Source organism: Pseudomonas sp. 05N431, assembly GCF_056397005.1.
Map to the genome: position 1 here is coordinate 78,156 of NZ_JBFTMN010000015.1, position 21,804 is coordinate 99,959.

19 protein-coding genes and 3 pseudogenes are annotated in these 21,804 nt (G+C 56.3%); 11 read left to right on the top strand and 11 right to left on the bottom strand.

Annotated elements, in window-relative coordinates:
* Positions 1–145: 145 nt before the first annotated feature.
* On the bottom strand, positions 146–2,737 hold the full coding sequence (locus tag AC1DIG_RS22740) for a glycosyltransferase (protein WP_477769119.1): 2,592 nt from the start codon (positions 2,735–2,737) through the stop codon (positions 146–148).
* Positions 2,738–3,005: 268 nt separating this feature from the next.
* Between AC1DIG_RS22740 and tcdA the strand changes: the two genes are divergently transcribed.
* Positions 3,006–3,818, top strand: a complete 813-nt coding sequence (gene tcdA, locus AC1DIG_RS22745; RefSeq protein WP_477769120.1) for a tRNA cyclic N6-threonylcarbamoyladenosine(37) synthase TcdA — start codon at positions 3,006–3,008, stop codon at positions 3,816–3,818.
* 87 nt (positions 3,819–3,905) lie between these two features.
* Here tcdA and AC1DIG_RS22750 read toward each other — a convergent pair whose 3' ends face one another.
* The 4 genes from AC1DIG_RS22750 to AC1DIG_RS22765 form a co-directional block, all read right to left on the bottom strand.
* Positions 3,906–4,310 carry a SufE family protein gene (locus tag AC1DIG_RS22750; RefSeq protein ID WP_477769121.1) on the bottom strand — a complete coding sequence of 135 codons (405 nt, stop codon included), beginning with the start codon at positions 4,308–4,310 and terminating at the stop codon, positions 3,906–3,908.
* Positions 4,307–5,512, bottom strand: a complete 1,206-nt coding sequence (locus AC1DIG_RS22755) for an aminotransferase class V-fold PLP-dependent enzyme (RefSeq protein WP_477769122.1) — start codon at positions 5,510–5,512, stop codon at positions 4,307–4,309. The genes AC1DIG_RS22750 and AC1DIG_RS22755 overlap by 4 nt, the downstream gene beginning before the upstream one ends.
* 128 nt (positions 5,513–5,640) lie before the next feature.
* Positions 5,641–6,675, bottom strand: a complete 1,035-nt coding sequence (gene dapD, locus AC1DIG_RS22760) for a 2,3,4,5-tetrahydropyridine-2,6-dicarboxylate N-succinyltransferase (RefSeq protein WP_477769123.1) — start codon at positions 6,673–6,675, stop codon at positions 5,641–5,643.
* Positions 6,676–6,708: 33 nt separating this feature from the next.
* Positions 6,709–7,017, bottom strand: coding sequence for an arsenate reductase (locus AC1DIG_RS22765; protein ID WP_237142995.1), 309 nt, complete (start codon positions 7,015–7,017; stop codon positions 6,709–6,711).
* Between the two features lie 280 nt (positions 7,018–7,297).
* Between AC1DIG_RS22765 and AC1DIG_RS22770 the strand changes: the two are divergent.
* The 6 genes and pseudogenes from AC1DIG_RS22770 to AC1DIG_RS22795 form a co-directional block, all read left to right on the top strand.
* Positions 7,298–7,585 (top strand): annotated as a pseudogene (locus AC1DIG_RS22770) (cation:proton antiporter domain-containing protein); the annotation flags it as partial.
* A gap of 199 nt (positions 7,586–7,784) precedes the next feature.
* Positions 7,785–8,975 carry a toll/interleukin-1 receptor domain-containing protein gene (locus AC1DIG_RS22775; protein WP_477769124.1) on the top strand — a complete coding sequence of 397 codons (1,191 nt, stop codon included), beginning with the start codon at positions 7,785–7,787 and terminating at the stop codon, positions 8,973–8,975.
* A gap of 82 nt (positions 8,976–9,057) precedes the next feature.
* On the top strand, positions 9,058–9,678 hold the full coding sequence (locus AC1DIG_RS22780) for an SLOG domain-containing protein (protein WP_477769125.1): 621 nt from the start codon (positions 9,058–9,060) through the stop codon (positions 9,676–9,678).
* A gap of 3 nt (positions 9,679–9,681) precedes the next feature.
* Positions 9,682–10,446, top strand: coding sequence for a hypothetical protein (locus AC1DIG_RS22785; protein ID WP_477769126.1), 765 nt, complete (start codon positions 9,682–9,684; stop codon positions 10,444–10,446).
* A 51-nt stretch (positions 10,447–10,497) separates the two neighbouring features.
* Complete coding sequence (locus AC1DIG_RS22790; RefSeq protein WP_477769127.1) at positions 10,498–10,839, top strand: hypothetical protein; 342 nt, start codon at positions 10,498–10,500, stop codon at positions 10,837–10,839.
* A 96-nt stretch (positions 10,840–10,935) separates the two neighbouring features.
* Positions 10,936–11,451 (top strand): toll/interleukin-1 receptor domain-containing protein, encoded by a 516-nt coding sequence (locus tag AC1DIG_RS22795; protein WP_477769128.1) that lies wholly within the window; start codon positions 10,936–10,938, stop codon positions 11,449–11,451.
* An 81-nt stretch (positions 11,452–11,532) separates the two neighbouring features.
* Here the strand turns inward: AC1DIG_RS22795 and AC1DIG_RS22800 are convergent.
* A pseudogene (locus AC1DIG_RS22800) lies at positions 11,533–12,489 on the bottom strand (P-loop NTPase family protein); the annotation flags it as partial.
* 258 nt (positions 12,490–12,747) lie between these two features.
* Here AC1DIG_RS22800 and AC1DIG_RS22805 point away from each other — a divergent pair.
* Together AC1DIG_RS22805 and AC1DIG_RS22810 are read left to right on the top strand one after the other, a co-directional pair.
* The gene (locus AC1DIG_RS22805; protein ID WP_477769129.1) at positions 12,748–13,362 is read left to right on the top strand and encodes a hypothetical protein; all 615 of its coding nucleotides are present in this window, start codon (positions 12,748–12,750) and stop codon (positions 13,360–13,362) included.
* A 237-nt stretch (positions 13,363–13,599) separates the two neighbouring features.
* Entirely contained in the window at positions 13,600–13,851 is a 252-nt protein-coding gene (locus AC1DIG_RS22810; RefSeq protein WP_477769130.1) for a hypothetical protein, read from the top strand.
* Between the two features lie 406 nt (positions 13,852–14,257).
* Here the strand turns inward: AC1DIG_RS22810 and AC1DIG_RS22815 are convergent, their stop codons facing one another.
* The 3 genes from AC1DIG_RS22815 to AC1DIG_RS22825 are packed head-to-tail and all read right to left on the bottom strand — an operon-like array spanning position 14,258 to position 18,092.
* A complete protein-coding gene (locus AC1DIG_RS22815) occupies positions 14,258–16,030 on the bottom strand; it encodes an ADP-ribosylglycohydrolase family protein (protein ID WP_477769131.1) in 1,773 nt (590 codons plus the stop codon).
* 8 nt (positions 16,031–16,038) lie between these two features.
* Positions 16,039–16,677 carry a DarT ssDNA thymidine ADP-ribosyltransferase family protein gene (locus tag AC1DIG_RS22820; RefSeq protein ID WP_477769132.1) on the bottom strand — a complete coding sequence of 213 codons (639 nt, stop codon included), beginning with the start codon at positions 16,675–16,677 and terminating at the stop codon, positions 16,039–16,041.
* Complete coding sequence (locus tag AC1DIG_RS22825; RefSeq protein WP_477769133.1) at positions 16,674–18,092, bottom strand: AAA family ATPase; 1,419 nt, start codon at positions 18,090–18,092, stop codon at positions 16,674–16,676. Before AC1DIG_RS22825 ends, AC1DIG_RS22820 begins: the two co-directional genes overlap by 4 nt.
* A gap of 335 nt (positions 18,093–18,427) precedes the next feature.
* Between AC1DIG_RS22825 and AC1DIG_RS22830 the strand changes: the two genes are divergently transcribed.
* Complete coding sequence (locus tag AC1DIG_RS22830) at positions 18,428–19,285, top strand: hypothetical protein (RefSeq protein WP_477769134.1); 858 nt, start codon at positions 18,428–18,430, stop codon at positions 19,283–19,285.
* A 379-nt stretch (positions 19,286–19,664) separates the two neighbouring features.
* Here AC1DIG_RS22830 and AC1DIG_RS22835 read toward each other — a convergent pair whose 3' ends face one another.
* The gene (locus AC1DIG_RS22835; RefSeq protein ID WP_477769135.1) at positions 19,665–20,153 is read right to left on the bottom strand and encodes a TIR domain-containing protein; all 489 of its coding nucleotides are present in this window, start codon (positions 20,151–20,153) and stop codon (positions 19,665–19,667) included.
* 161 nt (positions 20,154–20,314) lie between these two features.
* Between AC1DIG_RS22835 and AC1DIG_RS22840 the strand changes: the two are divergent.
* A pseudogene (locus AC1DIG_RS22840) lies at positions 20,315–20,518 on the top strand (Na+/H+ antiporter); the annotation flags it as partial.
* Positions 20,519–20,539: 21 nt separating this feature from the next.
* On the opposite strand, the gene dapC reads toward AC1DIG_RS22840, so the two are convergent.
* Positions 20,540–21,739, bottom strand: coding sequence for a succinyldiaminopimelate transaminase (gene dapC, locus AC1DIG_RS22845; protein ID WP_477769136.1), 1,200 nt, complete (start codon positions 21,737–21,739; stop codon positions 20,540–20,542).
* Positions 21,740–21,804 lie beyond the last annotated feature (65 nt).

Genomic DNA, 21,804 nt, shown 5'->3' on the forward strand with positions numbered 1-21,804 from the left:
TAAAGGTTGAATGTGACGGACTCATCGCGAGCAAGCTCACTCCCACAGGTATTGGGTCAGGCCTTTGGGGCCAAGCCCTGCAAAATGGCGGATATCTTAAAGCAAAACGGCGGCCAGAGGCCGCCGTTTAGTGGTTTGCGCAGATTTAAGCGGCAGGTGCCGGCTCGGTCTCCGGTGCTGGTTTTGGCAGCGAAGACAGGAAGGCCATGATCAGTGCGGCCAGATACGGCAGCGACTGCACCAGCAACATGGTCACCCAGAAGCGCATGTCGTTGCTCGGGATGCCCTGCACCAGGTAAATCCCCAGCGCCGCGCCCCACAACAGCAGCATGATGAACAGCTCTTCGCGCGCTTCCGAAATCGCTACCCAGAAGCCGTGGTTATCGGCATTTTTCGGGGTACGGAAAAACGGAATGCTGCTGGTGAAGAAACCGTACAGCACCGCTTTGGCGATGGTGTGCGACAACGCCAGGCCGGCCAATGCCGCGCAGAATGCGTCCTTCAGGTTGACCCCGACCGCACGACGGTAGAGGAAAATGATCTTGCCCACCTTGAACACGAACAGCGCCAAAGGCGGGATTGCGAAGATCAGCAGCGGTGGATCGACCCGTTGCGGCACGATGATCATCGCCGCCGACCAGAGCAGGGCACCGACGGTGAAGAAGATGTTCATGCCATCCGCCACCCACGGCAACCAGCCCGCGAGGAAGTGGTAACGCTGGCCACGGGTCAGTTGGGTGTCCTTGCCGCGCAACAGGCTGGCAGTGTGCCGCTTGATGATCTGAATCGCTCCGTAGGCCCAGCGGAAACGCTGTTTCTTGAAGTCGATAAAGGTATCGGGCATCAGGCCCTTGCCATAACTGTTGTGGTAATACGCCGCCGACAGGCCTTTTTCGAACACCCGCAGACCCAACTCGGCGTCTTCGCAGATGCACCAGTCAGCCCAGCCGAGTTCTTCGAGAACCGAGCGACGGGTCATGGTCATGGTGCCGTGCTGGATGATCGCGTCACGGTCGTTGCGGGTCACCATGCCGATGTGGAAGAAGCCTTTGTATTCCGCGTAGCAGAGCTTCTTGAAGGTACTTTCGTTCTGGTCGCGATAATCCTGTGGCGACTGCACCACGGCGATTTTCGGATCGGCGAAGTGCGGCACCATGTGCTTGAGCCAGTTCGGATCGACGCAGTAGTCCGAGTCGATCACCGCGATCACTTCGGCATCCTTGGCGGTGTGCGGGATCAGGTAGTTCAGCGCGCCGCCCTTGAAACCGGCCAATGGCGAGACGTGGAAGAACTTGAAGCGCGGGCCGAGGGTTTCGCAATAGGCCTGCACCGGTTCCCAGACGGCCGGGTCCTTGGTGTTGTTGTCGATGATCAGGACTTCGAAGTCCGGATAGTCGAGGTTGGCCAAAGCGTTGAGGGTCTGTTTGACCATCTCCGGCGGCTCGTTGTAGCACGGCACGTGGATCGAGACTTTCGGGCGGTAGTCCGAATCGCCCACCACCGGCAGGAATTCACGCCGGCGTTTGTGAGTCCAGACGGTCTCGGCCAGTTCGTGGGCTTCGGTCAGCAATACGATAAATACCCCGAGCGCACCGAGGGCGAGCAGGAAGCCCACCGTCAGGCTGAACCAGGTGCTGTATTGCTGGCTGTAGTCGTAAGCGATCCACACCAGTGCCGAGCCGCCGAGGAAAGCGGTGAAGGTCAGGAAGGTCCGACCGCGCTGGCGCAGTGCCGAGCCGTCGATCATCAGCAAGGTCAGGGACAACAACGCCAGGACCACCGAGCCGATGGCCAGCACTCGCCATTGCGGAATCGCGACGACCGGGCCTTCGAAGTTGAATTTCTGCTGACGCGCGGCGTTGAACACGCCCCAATAGGCGCCTACCGAACCTTCGTCGCTGGCTTTCCATGGCTGGTCAAACGCTTCGATCACGAAGTAGTTGAAGCCCTGGCGGTTGAGCTTGTTCACCAGTGTGCGCAGGTAAATTGCCTGGTCAGCCGGGGTTGCATCAGCACCACCGCGCATGCGGCCATTGCTCGGCCAGCCCACTTCGGACAGCAGCAACGGCTTTTTCGGGAAGAGTTTTTTCAGGTCGCGAGCACGGTCCAGAACAAACTGGCCGGCCTGGTCCACCGGGATGAATTCCCAATACGGCAGGATGTGAGCCGCGATCAGGTCGACGTGCTTGGCCAGCATCGGGTTTTCTTCCCAGACGTGCCACTGCTCGGACGTGGTCACCGGGACCTTTACCGCTGCGCGTACGCGATCGAGGATCACGCTCAATTGCTCGGCGGTGATTTCCTTACGGAAGATCGCTTCGTTACCGACCACCACGCGCACGACGCTGCGCGAGCTGTTGGCCAGCTCGATGGCGCGCTGGATCTCGCGCTCGTTGCGCTCAAGATCCGGGCTGATCCAGATCCCCAGCGTCACGCGCAGGCCGAATTCTTCCGCCAGTTTCGGGATGTCCTCCAGCGTACCGTCGACGGAGTAGGTCCGGATGTTGTCGGTCAGCTTGCTCATGATCTCCAGGTCGCGACGCATTTCATCGTCGGACGGGAACTGGTTTTTCTGTGGGAACTGGCCTTGTTGGAACGGCGAGTAAGAAAAACCGGAGATCTGCTCAGGCCAGTTGGGGGTCGTGACGGGGCGGTTGATCAGCGCCCAGAAACCGGTGAACAGCGCGGCAATCGCCAGCACTACCACCAGATTGAGTCCAAATTTACGCGATGACATAGCTATATCGGGTTCCAAAAGGTGTGGAACGAGGGGACGGTTGGCACGCGCCAATCGGCGCGCATCCTACACTGGCCTTCAACTGAGCGTACAGCAGACAGAAAAAAGCCGGACATTGGGCAAGTCATCTTCGCTTAAGTTCTTTTGTGTGACAAAAAATGTACATATGCCGGCACAAATAAAGCACGACCCGCTGCCGTTTATAGCGCAAAGATGTTCTTGGCACGCATCGGCACTATAATGCGCGCCGGTTTTTAGGGTAGTGGTCATGAGTACAGAAGATCCGCGGTTTGCTGGCATTGCCCGCTTGTATGGCATCGAAGGCCTGGCGCGTTTGCGCGCAGCCCATGTGGCGATTGTTGGCGTCGGTGGCGTCGGTTCCTGGGCGGCGGAAGCCATGGCCCGTTGCGGTGTCGGCGAAATCTCGCTGTTCGACCTCGATGACGTGTGCGTCAGCAACGCCAATCGCCAGTTGCATGCACTGGACAGCACAGTCGGCAAACCCAAGGTCGAGGTGATGGCCGAGCGCCTGCGCGGGATCAACCCGGAGTGCACCGTGCACGCGGTGGCGGATTTCGTTACGCGCGAGACCATGTCCGAGTACATCACGCCAAATATCGACTGCGTGATCGACTGCATCGACAGCGTTAACGCCAAGGCTGCGCTGATTGCCTGGTGCAAACGTCGCAAGATCCAGATCATCACCACGGGCGGTGCGGGCGGGCAGATCGATCCGACGCTGATCCAGGTCTGTGACCTGAACCGGACCTTCAATGACCCGCTGGCCTCGAAAGTGCGCTCCACGTTGCGTCGCGATTATGGTTTTTCGCGCACCGTGACCCGTCACTACAGCGTGCCGTGTGTGTTCTCCACCGAGCAACTGCGCTATCCGAAACCCGATGGCAGCATTTGCTTGCAGAAGAGCTTTGTCGGCGATGGGGTGAAACTCGACTGCGCCGGTGGTTTCGGCGCGGTGATGATGGTGACCGCGACTTTTGGCATGGTCGCCGCGACCAAGGCTGTGGATAAGATCGTGGCGGGTGTGCGGCGCCCGGCGGATCGGGTCAAATCCCAGGCTTAGTGTTGCTGCTGATGGCCTCATCGCGAGCAAGCTCGCTCCCACATTGGAATGCGTTCACTGTGGGAGCGAGCTTGCTCGCGATGGCGATTAACCCGCCAACTCATTCATTCGCTGTAACACGGCGTTGAGGCCATTGCTGCGCGACGGAGATAGCTGTCTGCTCAGGCCCAGCTGATTAAACCAATCCGGCAAATCCACCTGTTGCAACTCGGCGGCGGTCAATCCGTTGACCCGCGCCAACAGCAGCGCCACCAACCCACGAATCAACCGTGCATCGCTGCTGGCAGCAAACTGCCAATGTCCATCGTGCAACGCGCCCACCAACCACACCTGACTTTCGCAGCCGTGTACGCGGTTGGCGTCGGTCTTGTCTGCATCGCTCAACGGCGGAAGCCGTTCGCCCCATTGCATCAGCAAGCGAGCGCGTTGTTCCCAGCCGGCGGCGGCCTGAAAGGTTTCCAGTGCCGTAATGGCATCAGCCGGCAGGCTCATCGCAGCAACTCCAGCGCCTGATCAAGGGCTTCGAAAAAGCGCTCAAGGTCTTCCGAGTCGTTGTACAGCGCCAACGAAACCCGAATCGCTCCCGCCAGTTCGAAGCTTTTCAGCAACGGCATCGCGCAGTGGTGTCCGGCACGTACGGCAATGCCCTGTTCAGTGAGCAGATGCGCCAAATCGGCGTTGTGCACGCCTTCGACGACAAAACTGGCCAGTGCCAGTTGGGGTTTGCCCAACAGGCGAATGCCATTGCGCGCCTGCAAGCCCTTCAACAGGTAATCATGCAGCGCGGCTTCGTGGGCGCACACGGCGTCCTGATCCAGTCCTGCCAGATAGTCGAGGGTCGCCCCCAGGCCAATCACGCTGGCAATCGGCGGTGTGCCGGCTTCAAAGCCCAGCGGGGCGGGGCGGAAACGTGCGTCGTGGTAGTTGGCGTCCAGCACCATCTCGCCGCCGAACTGCCATGGGCGCAGCTGTTGCAAGGCTTCGTTGCGGCCATACAGCACGCCGAGACCGTCCGGGCCATAGAGTTTGTGGCTGGAAAAAACATAAAAGTCGCAACCCAGTGCCTGCACGTCATGGCGGCCATGGACCACGCCTTGGGCGCCATCGACCACGGTCAAGGCGTTCTGCGCCTTGGCCAGCGTCAGCAACGGCGCTAACGGTTGCCAGGCGCCGAGCACGTTGGACAACTGGCTGACCGCCAGCAACCGCGTGCGTGGGCCGATCAACTGGGCGGCGGCGTCAAGATCGATCAGACCCTCCGAGTCCAGCGGCAACACCACCAGTTTCAGCTCGCGACGGTGGGCCAATTGCTGCCACGGCAGCAGGTTGGCGTGGTGCTCCAGGGCGCTGATGACAACTTCATCGCCCGGATTGAATAGGTGTTCCAGGCCATAGGCCAGGAGGTTCAGCGCAGAGGTTGCGCCGTGGGTGAAGATGATTTGCCCGCTGTTGCCAGCATTGAGCCAGTGCGCGACTTTGCTGCGGCTGCCTTCGAACGCCTGCGTGGCGTGGGCGCCGGGCAAGTGTTGCGCACGATGGACGTTGGCCGCACCGTTGGCGTAGTAATGCGCCAGTGCGTCGAGCAGGGCTTGGGGTTTCTGGGTGGTGGCGGCGTTGTCCAGATAGGTCTGGTCTTGCCGTTGCAGAGCGGCGATGGCCGGAAAATCGGCGCGCCAGGGCGAAGGAATCATCATATGTTCGGCCCTGTGAACATGGGGCGGGTGTAGGCCAGACCCTGTGGGAGTGAGCTTGCTCGCGAAGGCGTCCTTAAGGTCGCCAAAAGCTTCGCGAGCAAGCTCGCTCCCACGGGTGCCTGCGGCACTTAGTTGTGAGCGTGCAGCGCTTCGTTCAGTTCGATGGCCGATTTGTGGGTTTTGCATTCCACGGCACCGGTCTCCGAATTGCGGCGGAACAGCAGGTCAGGCTGGCCGGCCAGTTCGCGGGCCTTGAGCACTTTGACCAGTTTGTTGTTCTCGTCCAGCAGCGCCACTTTGGTGCCAGCGGTCACGTACAGGCCCGACTCGACGGTGTTGCGATCACCCAATGGAATGCCGATACCGGCGTTGGCGCCGATCAGGCAGCCTTCGCCAACCTTGATCACAATGTTGCCGCCACCCGACAGGGTGCCCATGGTCGAGCAGCCGCCGCCCAGGTCCGAACCCTTGCCGACGAATACGCCCGCAGAGACGCGGCCTTCGATCATGCCCGGGCCTTCGGTGCCGGCGTTGAAGTTGACAAAACCTTCGTGCATCACGGTGGTGCCTTCGCCCACGTAGGCGCCCAGACGGATCCGCGCGGCGTCAGCGATACGCACGCCAGCCGGCACGACGTAGTCGGTCATTTTCGGGAACTTGTCGACCGAGAATACTTCCAGCAGCTCGCCACGCAGACGCGCTTCCAGTTGATGCTCGGCCAGCTCGTTCAGGTCGATTGCGCCCTGGCTGGTCCAGGCCACGTTCGGCAGCAACGGGAAAATCCCGGCCAGGTTCAGGCCGTGTGGCTTGACCAGACGATGGGACAGCAGGTGCAGCTTGAGGTAGGCCTCAGGTGTGGAGCTCAGTTGTGCATCTTCGGCCAGCAGGGTGGCGACCAGCGGCTTGTGGCTTTCGGCCAGGCGGGTCAGCAACGCCGCTTGAACGGTGTCGACGCCTTTGAGCGCTTCAGCCAGTTGCGCGGCCTGGGCGGTAGTGAAAGCGATAGCCTGATTGCCTTCGGTGTAGCCCAGAATCGGCGCGACAGCGGCGACGAGCTCAGCCGATGGCTTGAGAACCGGAGCTGCGTAAAACACTTCCAGCCATGCACCTTGACGGTTTTGAGTGCCGACACCAAAGGCCAGGCTGAACAGGGTAGTGGACATGTTTATACCTCTAACAAAATTGAACGGGCTGGCTTACTTGAGCGCTGCCGCGTAAATGTCTGGCTTGAAGCCAATCAGGGTTCGGTCACCGAGATCGAGCACCGGGCGCTTGATCATCGAAGGTTGTGCGAGCATCAATTCGATAGCTTTCGCCTGGTCGAGATCGGCTTTGCGTTCGTCGTCGAGTTTGCGAAAGGTCGTGCCTGCACGGTTGAGCACCACTTGCCAGCCGTGCTCGTTGCACCACTGGGTCAGGTGTTCACGGTCGATACCGGCCGTTTTGTAATCATGAAAGTCAAAATGCACAGCGTTTTCATCGAGCCAGGTGCGCGCCTTTTTCATGGTGTCGCAGGCTTTGATGCCGAAAAGGTGCAACGTTTTGCTTGAAGCGGTCAAGGAATTGCCCCCCTTTGGAGGTGCTGGAAATAAAAGATCAAGGATTATGCCATGAGCGAGCGGGTTCGGCGTGGGCCATGACCGGGCTTTGTCGCATTGTGCGATAGGTTGCCCGGCCAGGTGCGACCTTTGTGCAACGGCCAGACTGTAGCCTAAACGTCTAATATGGCACTTCGACGGCAACCTGTTGCCAGATGTGTGCCGCTTCGACCGGGAACTCCGCTTTATGCAAACCGCTTATACCGTCCTCATCCTGCTGATGCTGGTCAGTGTCTCGTGCCTGATCGGACGAGTAATACCGCTGCCGTTGCCGCTGGTGCAAATCGGCGCGGGTGCGTTGCTCGCCTGGCCAACATTGGGCCTGCATGTGGCCCTCGATCCTGAACTGTTCCTCTTTCTCTTCTTGCCACCGCTGCTGTTCTCCGACGGTTGGCGTATGCCCAAACGTGAGTTCTGGCAATTGCGCGGGCCGACCCTGACCCTGACCCTGGCAGTGGGGCTGGCGGCAGTGCTGTCGCACCCCGCATCTCCAACCTTCAAGCGCTCTTTTCACCTCCGCGATCCCCATCATCCGCAACCCGTCTAGTCCCAGCAATATCAACCAAAAGCCATCTTGACATCCATTGCCAACTCACCAAGCTTCTCAAGCAAATCGCTCATCCTTTTGGTAGCCTCCTGCCACTACAAAACCTATTTGAAATCGAGCACTGTCCATGGAAGACCAAGCACCACTGTACTGCCTTGCGCTGCTAGGAACCGTCCCCGGAGGCCGGTCAGCGGAGCTCAAAGAAGAAATCGCTGTCCGCCTCAAAGACCTGGGTCTTGAGCTTGGCAAAGACGTGAGCTTGTTCGAAGGCGACCTCGTTAATTTCCACCCGGCCATTGACCGGTGTAGCGCCGCCTTGTGTTTCGGTTTACACGGAGGCGGCAACGCTCCGGGCCAGACTCAGAACGATGCCGCCGTCGCCCAACTGATCAAACGCCGCATCCCCCTGGTCCCCGTAGCGACCTGCAAGACCCGGTTCGCCGTCGAATTCCCGGGCAAGCTGGGCGGCCTCAATGGCGTTGATATGAAAGGTGGTCTGGGCAGCCTCGCTATGGCTCTATTAGAAGGCGCATCGCTGGTTCCCAAGCAGCGCCGGGTTTTCCTAAGCTACCGTCGCGTCGAGTCGACCAATGCCGCCCTGCAGCTCTACGCAGCCCTGTCGGCCCGCCAATACGACGTGTTTCTAGACACGCACGACATCCTCCCTGGCGAGCACTTCCAGGAGGTACTGTGGCAGCGCCTGTGCGACTCGGATGTGATCGTCTACCTGGACACAAAGGAATACTTCGACAGCCGTTGGACAGTGCAGGAATTCGCAAAGGCCACCCTGCGTGGCCTCTGCGTGTTGCGGGTGGGGTGGCCAGGGGTGGAGTCGAAGGCGAAACAAACTGCCTGCGGTGAAGTCCGTCTGTCCCAGCAATCCCTGAATTCCATAGGCCAGCTTCAAGACGCCGAGCTGACCGAAGTCATCGATATGGTCGAGATGCTGCGCACCAAGAGCGTTGCGCAACGTTACTCCCGTCTGATCGGCAAGCTTCGCAACTCCATCGAAGAGTATGACGGGGTGATCCAGGGGTTCTCGGTACGGCGGAGCGTGATCGTAACCATTGCCGGCAAAAGGATTGTCGCCTATCCGGAAATGGGTGTGCCCACGAGCTATGCGCTGCATGAGGCGACCTTGGATTTGCACCGGCTACCTGTTGCTGTTGTTTACAACCAGGTAGGAATCAAAGAGCGGAACTGGAGAGCCCATATGGAGTGGTTGAACGACTGTGTTACGGATCAGGTTCGTCTGATTTCCACGGATGACGCTGGCTGGGCGTTCACCGAGTGGCCTGAGACACATAACGTGGCTTGAACGAACAGCTGTGGATTTGACCAGCTTCGGATATTCAAGCCTATGATAACTCATGGCCAATCAGAATTTATTTGGAATCATAATGAGCAGCATCTTCCTATCCGCCAGCGTTCCTGACATCGAGAGCCCATATTACAAAAGGTGTGATCCGGTACTGATCCAGGCCGCCTTGCGCTCATTCCTCTTCACAGTGCTGGGTCGTAAGCACCTGGTTTTCGGCGGGCACCCGTCCATTTCGCCTTTGATCCTAGCCGCATGCGAAGACCTAGGAATCACTAACAAGAATGCGGTAACAATATTCCAGAGCAAGCATTTCTCAGAAAGCTTCCCTGAAGACAATCTGCAATTCGCAAATTTCATCGCAACCCCTGTTGGTAAGGATCTCGGAACCAGCCTTGCCATCATGAGAAAGCAGATGTTTACCACTTATCACTATGATGCGGCGGTCTTCATTGGTGGCAAGGAAGGCATTGTGACGGAATATCAACTCTTCAAGAAATTCTGCCCAGAAGCCAAAATTCTTGCGCTGAAAAGCCCAGGGGGAGCTGCGGCGGAAATTCAGGGCGTACCTGCCAATGAAGACGATGAGCTGCTTGATTATGTGCGTGCATTCTCGTCTGGACTTGGGCTCCATCAAAAGCTCGATCGCCAACCCACTGCCCCGAAACGACGCGGTCGCGAGACTCCATCACCAGGAATCTAAGTAATGCATTATGGATTTAATCTGAGTCTAGATCGCAGAGATTTGCCAGTTTCGAAGACGATCGTTGAGGCGCACACGAAAAGTGTTGATGCCAAGGTGGTTGATCTGCGCAGATACCTCATGAGGGATGGTAACAGCATAAATGCAGAACTGATCGCTGAACACTTGTTTCCGAAGGTGAATTGCGATGTTTTCATCTCCCATTCCTACGATGATCAGGATATAGCTATTCAGTTGGCTTACGAACTGAAGAAGAAAGGTGTCGAAGCTTTTGTAGATTCTGTTGTGTGGGGTTCAGCCTATGAGTTGCTTAGAGTGATTGATAACAAGTACTCGAAAGTCGACGGTAATGAGAATTACAATTATGAACGCCGCAATCGATCTACTGCGCATGTTTACATGATTTTGGCAACAGCTCTGCAAAAAATGATCATGCGGTCTTCGAGTCTTTTGTTCCTGAATACTGGCCGCTCTATTTCCACCAAGCACTCGATTCAGGGTGAAAGCATGACGCACTCTCCCTGGATTCATATGGAGCTCATGTTCAGCCAAATGATGTGGGAGTTGGAGGGTGGGGCTATGTTGGATGCGGCAATGGAGTCGGCTTCAGCAGCACCAGTATTTCATACAGCACCTACTTGGCATTTGAGAAGTGTGTCGTCGTCTAAGTTTGTCAACTGGCTCAACGCTCGTCCTAATGGCCAGGGTGCTACAGCATTTAATTTGGCAATCCAGCGTTTCCACGCTGACCCCAATCGAGTTCAATAGTTGGATAGAAAGCTAAAACACCTGGAGTTCGTCTAGGCGGTTGTCAATCGAGTGTCCACGAACTCCTTCCTCCTGAAGGGCTGGTCGGTCGTGCTCATCACTGGGTTGTTCGCACTGGCAGCTGCGCAAGACAGTAAAGGATTCGCTATCTTCTCTCTCGCGCCGGCAATTACGCTGTGGGGCTTGGATGGATATTTCTTGACGCTTGAGCGGAATTACAGGGCTATGTATAAAAAGATTCGGGTGCTGCCATCGGATCAAGTTGATTTCGATATGGAGCTTGTGGTCGTTAACGGGAATATGGACTTCATGCGAGCCTGTTTTTCCAAGACGCTGTTGATTTTTCACGGCGCGATTGTCTTATCAATCTGGGCTGCAGTGAAAATCTTCTGATCGAGCTCACGCGATGCTAGATGAAATCTCACCCCAAGAGTTTCCAAAACTACTGGCCCCGTGGGGCTAATGCCACGCATTAAAGGATAGCTTGCAATGCCTATTGATCTCGGCACCCTTCGATCTGCTGCTTTTAGGAAAAGTCGCAGTTACTCCACCGCCAACAATTCCCAGAATGCACGCGTGATGGGCTATAAAACTGCATTTCTTTGTCATAGCCATCGTGACAGAACGCTTGTTGAAGGTCTGATTCAGCTGTTCAAAGAAGATGGAATGCTTATCTACGTCGATTGGATGGATAGCGAGATGCCTGAAACCACTAACGGTGAGACGGCGAAGCTAATCAAGAACAAGATTCGGGAAGCTGACATGTTCCTTTTCCTAGCCACCCCGAACTCACTCGCGTCCAGATGGTGCCCTTGGGAAATTGGCTTCGCCGATGGGGTTAAGCAACACGAAAGGATCCTAGTGATACCGACGACCGAGCACGGCCAAAACTACGGTAATGAGTACATCGATATCTACAGGCGTATTGAGCGGGCTAACGACGGTAGGCTGGCTGCCTGGTACCCGCGTACCCACTCGAATGGTACCTACGCACGCTCGCTCTGAGTGCCTAAGCAAAGCCCGGAATGCACCGATATTCATACTCGGTGCACACCCGTATAAAATCATCTAATCATTGAAAAACATTCAGAACTCGTACTTTTCCTTGCGTTGGATGAACGCCGCTCGACCGCCTTCTAGGATCTTCGCCACTTGGTCGCGAATCGCTGGTACATCGATCGAGCCCTGAGCCTCTAGAGTCAGGGAACCGCGTTTTTCTTCTGCCGTGAAGACGCCAATCCATTCCGCGTCACCAAAGACTGGGATGTTGGCATTGTGGGTGGCGAACAAGAACTGCCTGGACGTTTTTGCATCACGTAGCTCAGCCACGATCCTCTCTGCGATAAAGGCGTTGTCCAGATTGTCCTCCGGCTGATCCATCAGCAGCGGGTCAGGGTTGCCCAGGAGAAGCATGTGAAGGATCGCCGTGCATTGCTGACCGGTCGATAGTTTGTTTAATGGCCTGAACACAGGTTCGACGCCTTCGTGTGCGACGTTCAGAGAAATGTCGACGCGGTGCTCCAATGCCAATGCCTCCAGCTCCATGATTTGAGACGGCTGAAGTTTGGTGAGCGCTTCTGCAACCAAACCCGTTATTCCCCATTCGGGGAAAGGAGGCCAGGGCCATCGGCGATGGATTTCACGAGCGCGGCAGGAGAGAGGCCCGTGGCTTCATCGATCCAGGCGAGGCGTTTTTCGCCGACGTTTTCTAGTTTGCAGGCCAGCAGGAAGTCTCGAGTCGGTGACCTATCGGCGTCAGGAACAATGTCAATTTTCAGCTTGCCCCTTAGACTTCGAGTCATGGCTTTCGCGGCCCGGATCAAAGCAGCGATATGCTCGGCCCAGCAGATCTGAAAGCTCAGCTAGCCTGTTGCGGCGCTCTTGCCTCAAATCATCCAGCTGACCCTGATGGCTAGGTAGCTTCGTCTTCAAAGGTTTGATTCCCTCAATGTCCTCCTGCAGGCGTTGGTATGCCGCCCCGAGTTCCTGTCCGCTTTTCCCGGCCATGTCGGGCAGGGCGCGAAGCTCTTTCTCAAGCTCGACGTCATGCTCTTTGACCTGCTGCTCCCAACTGCCGTGCACAGCATTGAAGGACTTCACCGCTTCGTCTAACGGTCACCGTAGTAATACGGTTCCGTGTGCGGGCAAATGACCTCTGATGCCTGGTTAAGGCGTCTTGACGTCCGCATACGGATTGTCATGTACTCCACCATGGCGAGCGTATAGGGTAGAGCGCTACTCGCTACGCGAGCCGCCCCTACAGCAGCGTCACTGGACAGCCTAGAATCAGAAGGAATCGACATGCCAAAAAAAATGGACTCTGATAAGTACTATCGAATCGACCACCCCCTCCTGCACGACCTGGTATTTCACGATGGAAAAGTCTGCCCTGCCCCCCATAGTGGCCAAATCAATGGACGGGGCACGGGTGGCCGCCAGGCTGTGGAAGGAACGCTCTTCTTACCTCGCAGCCGCGGCTCCAAAGAGCTCCCGTCTAAATGGTCGGACAAAATCGAAATCCGGGGGCTTATCGCACACTTCCCTGATGGTACCTTCGCTCCGATCTATGAGCGCGGCACCCCGAGACCGTCCGACGAGGCAACTCGACAGCAGATGGTCGTGGAGATCGGTGGAGTCTACGAAGCAAAGCGCTTGGAGTTAATTCAGTCCGTGGTCGCCTGTATGGGGACGCTGAAAGGCCCTCAGGCAGAAACAATCTTAGGTAACATACTGCATAACCTGACTACTGAGTGGTCTCAGAGCGACATTCGACTCCAGTTTGGCGGGTTCCTCTATGCGTTGCTTGCGCTAGAACTGATCAACCAAAAGCAGCAAGGTGAACTCCTGCACGCCTTTAATGAGGTGTGCGACCTAGGCATCGAGCTCAGGGGATACATCCAGGAGCAGGGCCGCTGAACCTCGGAGCCCACCTGGATTTTTCATGGTGGCGCTGATTTAGAGCCCATCTTAATCACTTAGGCTTTGAACCGGGCCTGTTACAGCACTGAAGGTGCATTGAAATCCCGACAGTGCTGAAGCTCTGCGCTCTTAAATTGGTGGGAGCCGTATTCTTCAGCGCCGGGCAGGAAGGGTGCGTTGGATCAGACCGATCGGATGGAAGCATGTTGTCGGGCAACCTTGCGCACGAGATCTATGAGTACGAATCTGACTGAAGCTGAGATGCGCAAAGCGCTGTTCGGGAGTAGCGATACCCCCGTTCATAGTGGCGCGGTCGAAAAACCTGAAATTCTTCCTGACGCAATGTTCGTCCCGCCTCCTGCACCATCGAAAAAGAAGAAGCCAGTCAACGCGTTCACACCTCGGTTGAGAGTAGTACTGCAAGTCGGTAACGAGTTCGAGGGCGCCACGCAGGAATTCGTGTATGAGGCGCACGCTCCTGGCTGAACAAGAGGCCGTGAGGTCTGCAAGGAAGAAATCCAGATACGTCGACGTGATATCGATCAAGCCAATGTAGATGGCGTGTGGTGCAGTGAAGGTGCAGCACGAAACAGCTAATCAAACCCGCAAGCCACCTCAGCTATCAACGCGGTGTGACCTAGGTGCTTTCAAGCAGTTGTGCTCGTACAAGGCATGTAGTTCAGTAAGCGAGTCGGTTGATACCCCCGATGATCTGGCTCGACGCGGCTGCGAGTTTCCTCTCGGCGGGACGTGATCTGCCCATGGTCTGAGCGGATACTTCTTCGCTTTGCAATCAAGGACGGTGCGGAGGAATCAGGCGGTGCATTCTGATCCCATTAACCGGCGAACTTGAAAGCCGCCCTTCATCCTGCGAAGGGCGCACCTGTGAAGGTTAGTTGGGCTTGCGATGCTTTAATCTGGCGCTGCGGGCTTTAACGACAATCGAGGTATAAGCGATGGACAGCGAGATGGGATTTGGCTGTTCAGCTAAAAGCAATAAGTGGCGCCCAATAGTCTCCGGATCAAAGCCTTTAATGGCCTCGTTCGTCAGCATGTCCAGATCAATAGAGGACACGATAGGCTCCTCCTGGGCAGCCCAATCTGATTCTATAGTCGGCTGCTCTGCCTTGAAACCGTTAGAGCTTGATGAGCGCTTTGTATCGGGTACAGGGGCTTCATTGGTCAGAGGCTTCGTCAATTCGGCGGGCCTTGAGTGCTGGTGGCGTGGGGGCCGATCCTCGGAACTAGGCTGAGCCCTTTCCGGTTGCTGAAACATATCCGGCGTGTCCATCACCGCGGGGGGCGAAGGCGCGAGAGTATCTGACTCTAGGGCACTGTCAGCACGATATCGGACGAGAATTGATTGCCCAAAATCCAACGTGAACCAGCGCCAAGCAGTGTTCTTCTGCAAGCCGGTGTAAGGTTCTCCAGAAGCAGTGGCATTGCCCAGGCCTTCGACGAACGCTTGATTCCCATTTCTACCTAGCATATCAATCGCTGCGCGCGGGGCTTGCCAGTAAAGCGTATCTGGATAGTTGAAGGTCGCAGCTGACTCCCCTTGGCTGACCTCGTACATGCGCGTAGCTTCGTCGGTGATGTAGACGTTATCTTGTACTGGCCCGATAAAGCGAGCATCCGGATTTGCGGCGCCGATAAGCGCACCCGCCATAGTCCCAATCGTGTCTGTATCGCTATCGAGCAGATTAGCCACCATTTCGATAGTTTCTTGGGAGCCGTACCGTTTGCCGATGAAGGCAGCTACGTTGGCGAAGAGCGCGCACTTGAGGCCAGATCCGCGCTCCTCTTTGCTTAGTCCATTCTCTAACGTGATTAATTGCGCGTAGATGGTCGTTCCATCTGAATGGTAGGTCGTCTCAACCAAATTGGACGCATTGCGCGCTGATTGCCGCCACTCGTTGGCAGTTTCTGAAACTGCGGCAATCAAAGTTCGTCCAGACTTCTCTTCCCAAGTGGGGAGCCAGAACGTCGACAATTCATTGTCGTTCGCTATGATCTGCGGAATATATTCAATATCCTTCGCATAGCTTAGCCATTCTTCGGGCCCAGGAACTCTTCCTGTTTCAAGAGTGTGAGCAAGACTCAAGGCATGAACCACGGCTCCTGCAACCCCTCGCATATGCCCATGGGTACATAAGGAGTTGCGAATGACGTCCGGTAGGTAAGAATCTTTCTTCTTCAGGTCAGCTGCAGCCCAGACGTGCGGCTGAACCCGCATAGCTGCGCCATTACCCCCACCGTTCTCATAGCCGGTGAAGAAGTTGCTGAACCAGCTATTGCTTCTATTGCACAAGGCCCCTGCAGCAGATTTACTGCCCCGGCCCGCACCAAGTGCGTAGGCTTGCCATACTGGAAGCTCAATTTTCGCGAATGCTTCTACGTCGAAGTAGCCCTGTCCAGTAATGGCTCTGCACGTCGAAAGGCGCAGTTGCGTATCATCAGAATAGGCGCCGGCTGGGAGCTGAACTTTTGCGCCGAAGCGGCCACCGATGAGGCGTTTCCAGCTCTCTGTACGCGTTACCCTAGAATGTCCGAGGCGCTGTTGAACAGTCTTGTCCGACGCCAGTTCCGTAGGAAAGCCCAGGGCATCCCCGTAAGCCGACCATAGGGCTGAAGAGACTGTACGTTTGAGTCGATTTTCTGACATTTAATGGCTCACTTAATCTCGTCAAACAGGTCGGGGTTCACGATGACGGGTACTATTCGGTGACCCACCGCGTACATCTGCGCAGCGATCTCATTGCTGTCTGAGTCGCACCGAGCGTACACCCGCTGGAGGTGGTCAGTAGAGACCTCACCTGGATAGAGGATCTCTGCCTGGGGGCAGGTCGGAAGGCACAATGGCTGATCAGCGGATCGAGCGAGTACGTTGCCCGACCACAGCGTGGTGTTGTCCTTGAACGCATCACTCAGCCCCTTGAGACCCTGAGCGCGGCGTACCCCCGAGTAGATATTGTTCGTTGTCGTGAACCAGACCCCATCGTGCTGCATTATCTCAGGTGAAAAATCAAAAATGCACCAGAAAAAATCTTGCTCACGATGCCAGTTGCCTGAGTAGTTGAAGAAGCTGGTGTTGATGCGGCTGATCGAAAGGTTGGCATAATCCAGCCAATCAGCATCCTTGTTCCTGCGTTGGGCATTGGGTTGGAAAATGTGTTTAAGCTGATCATCTACATCGAGGCGCTGGCGAGATTTGAGTGCATTTGACGCAAAAATGCCAAGGGCACCACGGTTGGTGGTGAAATGCACAATGGACTCAATGCCTCGATCTTCGCAGAATTGCTTGATGCTCATACCTTCACTTCCGTGTACAGGTCATTGTCGATGAAGCGCATGATATCGGGAGTATCGGAGGTTTTGAATCCAAGAACGACGCTTTCCCTGGCCCTGCCTATTCCCATGGCAATCAGCCTGCGCAGGCGTGCAGACAGCTCGTATTCATCGCTGCTCTGATCGTCGGCGTCGTCCTGAGGAGCTGAAACATCAAGGATGCTGCCATCTAATCCGATCATGATGACGTGATCGAACTCCAGGCCTTTGCTCGAATGAACGCTGCACAACGCGATATTCTCCGGGCCCTGGGGCCAGTTGGGCTCACCGGTGATCTCGACAAAGCCTAGCTTGCGGGACTGAAGCAATGGCTTGAGATCCCGAAACCAGACTCTCGGGTGGAGAAAGGCGACTGATTCTTTCTCCAGATCGATTTTTGCCAGGTAGTTCACGGCCCATCGCAGTTGGGCAGGGTAATCGCCTGTTACCACAAAGGGTTTGATGCCATTAGATCGGGCGCTGCCAAAATCGGGCATGGTGCCGTTGTCGTCCAGCGTCAGGCCGGTGAGCATAGCGCTGGCAAACTGGGCAATTTCACGAGTATTTCGATAGTTGGTCTGTAGTCGGCTGCTCTTCTCTGGCCGCAGGGTCACACCTACCTCGCTCCAGGTAAAGTTGCGGCTGTAGATGCGCTGCGCACTGTCCAGAACGAAGGTGACGGTTGCATCCTCGGATTTCTGATTCAGAACTGCGCGGATTTCATTGGCCGAAAAATCTTGAGTTTCGTCAACAACGATGACGTCGTATTTGCGGAGCTCTTGGGTCGAAAGCTTCGCAGCAAGATCATTCCAATCCACTAGCCGTTTCGCCCGTTTCATCTCGATGTAGGGGCGAATGACATGATCCAATAGCCGTTGGCGAGCCGGACGCTCCATACGAGGGGTGATCCCGCGACCATCCCGCCGAGCCGTAAGGTAGTCGTCCAGTCTGTCGGGTTCAAAGCGACCAAGGACGTAGACTGCCTCGTCGACAACGAAATCGGCATCCATTTTTATGCGGTTGGCCAAGGCTCTAAGGTGGCCCTCCGTCCCCGTAATATTGATGATGCCTTGGGCGCCGGTCAGGTGTTGGGCCCACTTGTTGAAGGTATAGAAATCGAGGTTAACCAGGGGCTCGTTTGCAAATTGCCGCTCAGTAAGCTCAGCAATATATCCGCGTAATGTCCGGTTAAATGTCAGCACCAAGATGTTAACCGAGCCTGGAGTGGGACGTTTCTTCTCACGGTTCAGATAGAAGCCCGCCGCTGAGCGAAGCTTGAGCAGCGCCGTGGTCGTCTTTCCGCTGCCAGCAGCCCCTCGAATTACCTCGACACCCGCGCTGCTGCGTGAGAAAAGCGCCAGTTGCTCTGGGCTCGGTTTTACATTGATCAGCGCTTTCATACTGCAATCCCTGGCAATAAAAGGCTAAATGCTATCATCGAACATCCGCTATTGCTGCAAGTGTTAGCTCCCCAAAACAAAAGGCTATTTAGGGGAGAGCTGTAGCAGGGTGGCTTCCTTGAGTCCGTTTGAGGAGCTCAGACCTTTTGACCGTTTTTTCTTTAACCGCGTGCTTGGGGGCTTGAGGGCAGAAGGCAAAATGTCACTAGGCGGTGATAGAATCATGCGCCCAGGAAATTCGATCTATAGCGTCCCCGGCGGCACGGTTAGCTAAACGGCAGAGAACCAGTGGCGCCCGTGTTAGAGCCCCCTAGACATTCGAGTAAGGAAGATCGATGTACGTAGGTTTCGAGCTGAACGAGTACCAACCCCTTCGCAAGGTTTCTTCATTGGAAACCTACCATTTCAAAGAACAGGCGAAGGGCACCTTCGACAGACTATCTGATTACATGGTGGGCAAATTCAAAGGCAAGGACGTCATCGACGCCGAACAGCTTGCTGACCATTTGTTCCCTACCAAGAAGGCTCATGTGTTCCTGTCCCATTCGCATCGGGATGCTGATCAGGCAATCGAGCTGGCTGTGGCCCTGAGGGATAAAGGGCTAGACGTCTTTGTTGACTCATGCGTATGGGGCTACTTCCATGATCTGCTCGACGCTTTGAACGAGGTTTATGCAGAGCCTAAGAGAAAGCCCGAAGGTGGGGTCGTCTATGACTACAGAAAAGCGACCGACCTGACCGCGGGAGTGCACATGATGCTTGCGGGGGCTCTCCAGGCGATGATCGACCGATCGGAGCTTTTCGTTTTCCTCAACACCAGCAACTCCATACCCCTCAATAATTTTGCAGGGGTGGATCGAACATTTTCGCCATGGATTTATTCCGAGCTCCAGTTTAGCGCGACTGCTCGTAGCCGAACTCCCATGCGAAAAAGCATAGCCATGGACTCGCTGTCTATCGAAGAGCACCGTCAGTTCAAAGCGATTGCAAGCACTGAGGCGTTGTTATCCTTCAAGGCTTTCAACAAGCACTTGCCCAAGGTCAACGGCGGCGAATTGAGCACATGGTTCAGTAATACGTACGAGCAGGGGCATCGGGCGCTCGACAGTTTGTATAGCGCCTCAGATATTCATGAGAATTTCTTCCGGCTGCGCCAGGTGTTGGAGAAATCTGAGTTACTGGGTTCTCAGTAGTTCAACGACAATCGGCGAGCAGGGCGCTGCTACGCGCCCATCCCCCTGACCGCTTAGGTCACTGTATTCAGTCGATCTTGGTGAATCGAATTCAGCCGCTCGGGTACCCGAGCGGCCTCATGGCTGTAGAGGCCCGCCTGGCAAAGCTGGGCAGCACCGTGAAGCCAAACCATCGTGAAAAGGCTCCAGGATCAGTACTACCTGATTGCTGAAACCCTTGTTCTCGATTTCGCTGATGCTCGGTGCCCTCGGATAACGGCTTGGGCTGGAATGAGGGTTGACGGCATTGGTACCCTTTCTGAGCCAGTGCGTCCGCAGCGACTTGCTGACCTCGACACCTGCAGCTCACTAAGTCAGGAATAGGGGGCGCGTTCTGAGCCTAGGCGTTGCGTTTGCGAATCGCCGTCTCGATCCAGCTTTCCATGTTCGCATGGATGTTGCCGTAAACAGTCTTACTGTCCTGGCCCTGTGGAGTGATTAGGTCGACGTAGCTCGACAGCTTGCCGCCACGGTGGCCGATCTTGTCGAAGGGGTTCAGGCCCGGCTTTGACGACTTGCCTTCTGTGTCGAGAAGCTTGTCGATGCGAATACCGAAAACACCCTTGCCGGCATCCCAGCCTTTGACGATCTCCTTGAGCACCCACGGACGCAAAGCGGTCTCGTAACCGACGAGTACGACGACGCAGCTTTTGCCTTTCATATTCTCGTCGATCCAGGCCTCGATCGAAGCTGCACCTTTGCGCTTGACCTCCTCCCACTCGTTCGGGCGGCATACGGTCTGACCTTGCAAGGCCCCCATCTGACGAATCTGGTGGGTACGCCAGAAATCGTTGCCGAAGTGAAAGCTGAAAAATACATTCCTGGCCATTTTCGCACATCCCTCGCAGTTGGGTGGTCAGCAAATCTACCCCGCCGCCTGAGTACTGGCAATTGGACATTTTTAACAGGGGATCAGACGGCGTAGTCGACCTGTTGCTTGGATTCATGCCGTTCAAGCTGGCCTTTGCGGGCGGGTAGTTGGCAGAAAAGGAGGTGTTCAACGATTCCGCCGAAGCCCAGGCGCTGGCGTTTCAGATGGATTTGCTGGAGCGTCGTTTACGGCTTAAAGCCCTGCGGGCGCAACGTCTGGAGCTGTACAGCTTAAGCCGTCATCACCAGATCGGTGATGACGTTTTGAGGGAAGTGTTAGGTGAGCTGGATTTGAGCGAGGCAAACCTGGGGCAGGTGAAGTAATGCCGCCGGCCGTAGGAGCTGTTATCGACGACGCAGAATGAAGTCGCGAATCCGTTCTGCCGCTTCAACGCACTCCGCCAAAGGCGCGACCAATGCCAGGCGCACCCGGCCAGCACCCGGATTGAAACCGTCAACCTCACGGGACAGGTACGAGCCCGGCACCACCGTCACGTGTTCTTCGACAAACAGGTCACGGCAGAACGCGGCATCATCGCCTTCAACGTTTGGCCACAGGTAGAAACCGCCGTCCGGGCGCTGTACGTCCATCACCGGGCTGAGGATTTCCAGTACCGCATCGTATTTCTCGCGGTACAGCGCACGGTTGGCCCGTACATGCACTTCGTCATTCCACGCGGCAACGCTGGCGAGTTGGGTCTGAACCGGCATCGCGCAGCCGTGGTAGGTGCGATACAGCAGGAAGCCCTTGAGAATGTCGGCATCGCCGGCGACAAAACCCGAGCGCAGGCCCGGCAGGTTGGAACGTTTGGACAGGCTGTGGAACACCACGCAGCGTTTGAAATCCTTGCGGCCCAGTTCCACGCAGGCGCTGAGCAGGCCTGGCGGTGGGGTCTGTTCGTTGAAGTAGAGCTCGCTGTAGCACTCGTCGGCAGCGATCACGAAGTCGTGTTCGTCGGCCAGGGCGATCAGTTTTTTCAGGGTTTCGACCGGGATCAGCGCGCCCGTCGGGTTGCCTGGCGAGCACAGGAACAGGATCTGGCAGCGCTTCCAGATATCGTCCGATACTGCATCGAAGTCCGGGTTGAAGCCGTTTTCATCCAGGCACGGCAGGTAATGCGGCTTGGCGCCTGCGAGGAACGCTGCGCCTTCATAGATCTGGTAGAACGGGTTCGGGCTGACGATCAGTGCATCGTCGCCGCGATTGACCACGGTCTGGGTGAAAGCGAACAGCGCTTCGCGCGTGCCGTTGACCGGCAGCACGTTGCGCGCCGGATCGATCCAGCCGCTTGGCACGTTGAAGCGACGTTCGCACCAGCCGGCAATCGCTTCGCGCAGTGCGGGAATGCCGAGGGTTGTCGGGTAGACGGCCATCTGATCCAGATTGCTTGCCAGCGCTTCAGCGACAAAGCTTGGCGAACGGTGTTTCGGCTCACCGATGGACAGCGCAATCGGGCGCTTGTCGGGGTTTGGCGTCACCGCACCGAGCAGGGCGCGCAGTTTCTCGAACGGGTAAGGCTGGAGCTGGTTCAGAGCGTTGTTCATCGGTGCAGGGTCTCGTTCAATGTGGGAGCGAGCTTGCTCGCGATAGCGATAGGTCAGTCACTGGC

Coding starts and splice junctions, on each gene's coding strand:
- AC1DIG_RS22740 (WP_477769119.1), bottom strand. CDS start 2,737: ATGTCATCGCGTAAATTTGGACTCAATCTGGTGGTAGTGCTGGCGATT.
- tcdA (WP_477769120.1), top strand. CDS start 3,006: ATGAGTACAGAAGATCCGCGGTTTGCTGGCATTGCCCGCTTGTATGGC.
- AC1DIG_RS22750 (WP_477769121.1), bottom strand. CDS start 4,310: ATGAGCCTGCCGGCTGATGCCATTACGGCACTGGAAACCTTTCAGGCC.
- AC1DIG_RS22755 (WP_477769122.1), bottom strand. CDS start 5,512: ATGATGATTCCTTCGCCCTGGCGCGCCGATTTTCCGGCCATCGCCGCT.
- dapD (WP_477769123.1), bottom strand. CDS start 6,675: ATGTCCACTACCCTGTTCAGCCTGGCCTTTGGTGTCGGCACTCAAAAC.
- AC1DIG_RS22765 (WP_237142995.1), bottom strand. CDS start 7,017: ATGAAAAAGGCGCGCACCTGGCTCGATGAAAACGCTGTGCATTTTGAC.
- AC1DIG_RS22775 (WP_477769124.1), top strand. CDS start 7,785: ATGGAAGACCAAGCACCACTGTACTGCCTTGCGCTGCTAGGAACCGTC.
- AC1DIG_RS22780 (WP_477769125.1), top strand. CDS start 9,058: ATGAGCAGCATCTTCCTATCCGCCAGCGTTCCTGACATCGAGAGCCCA.
- AC1DIG_RS22785 (WP_477769126.1), top strand. CDS start 9,682: ATGCATTATGGATTTAATCTGAGTCTAGATCGCAGAGATTTGCCAGTT.
- AC1DIG_RS22795 (WP_477769128.1), top strand. CDS start 10,936: ATGCCTATTGATCTCGGCACCCTTCGATCTGCTGCTTTTAGGAAAAGT.
- AC1DIG_RS22805 (WP_477769129.1), top strand. CDS start 12,748: ATGCCAAAAAAAATGGACTCTGATAAGTACTATCGAATCGACCACCCC.
- AC1DIG_RS22810 (WP_477769130.1), top strand. CDS start 13,600: ATGAGTACGAATCTGACTGAAGCTGAGATGCGCAAAGCGCTGTTCGGG.
- AC1DIG_RS22815 (WP_477769131.1), bottom strand. CDS start 16,030: ATGTCAGAAAATCGACTCAAACGTACAGTCTCTTCAGCCCTATGGTCG.
- AC1DIG_RS22820 (WP_477769132.1), bottom strand. CDS start 16,677: ATGAGCATCAAGCAATTCTGCGAAGATCGAGGCATTGAGTCCATTGTG.
- AC1DIG_RS22825 (WP_477769133.1), bottom strand. CDS start 18,092: ATGAAAGCGCTGATCAATGTAAAACCGAGCCCAGAGCAACTGGCGCTT.
- AC1DIG_RS22830 (WP_477769134.1), top strand. CDS start 18,428: ATGTACGTAGGTTTCGAGCTGAACGAGTACCAACCCCTTCGCAAGGTT.
- AC1DIG_RS22835 (WP_477769135.1), bottom strand. CDS start 20,153: ATGGCCAGGAATGTATTTTTCAGCTTTCACTTCGGCAACGATTTCTGG.
- dapC (WP_477769136.1), bottom strand. CDS start 21,739: ATGAACAACGCTCTGAACCAGCTCCAGCCTTACCCGTTCGAGAAACTG.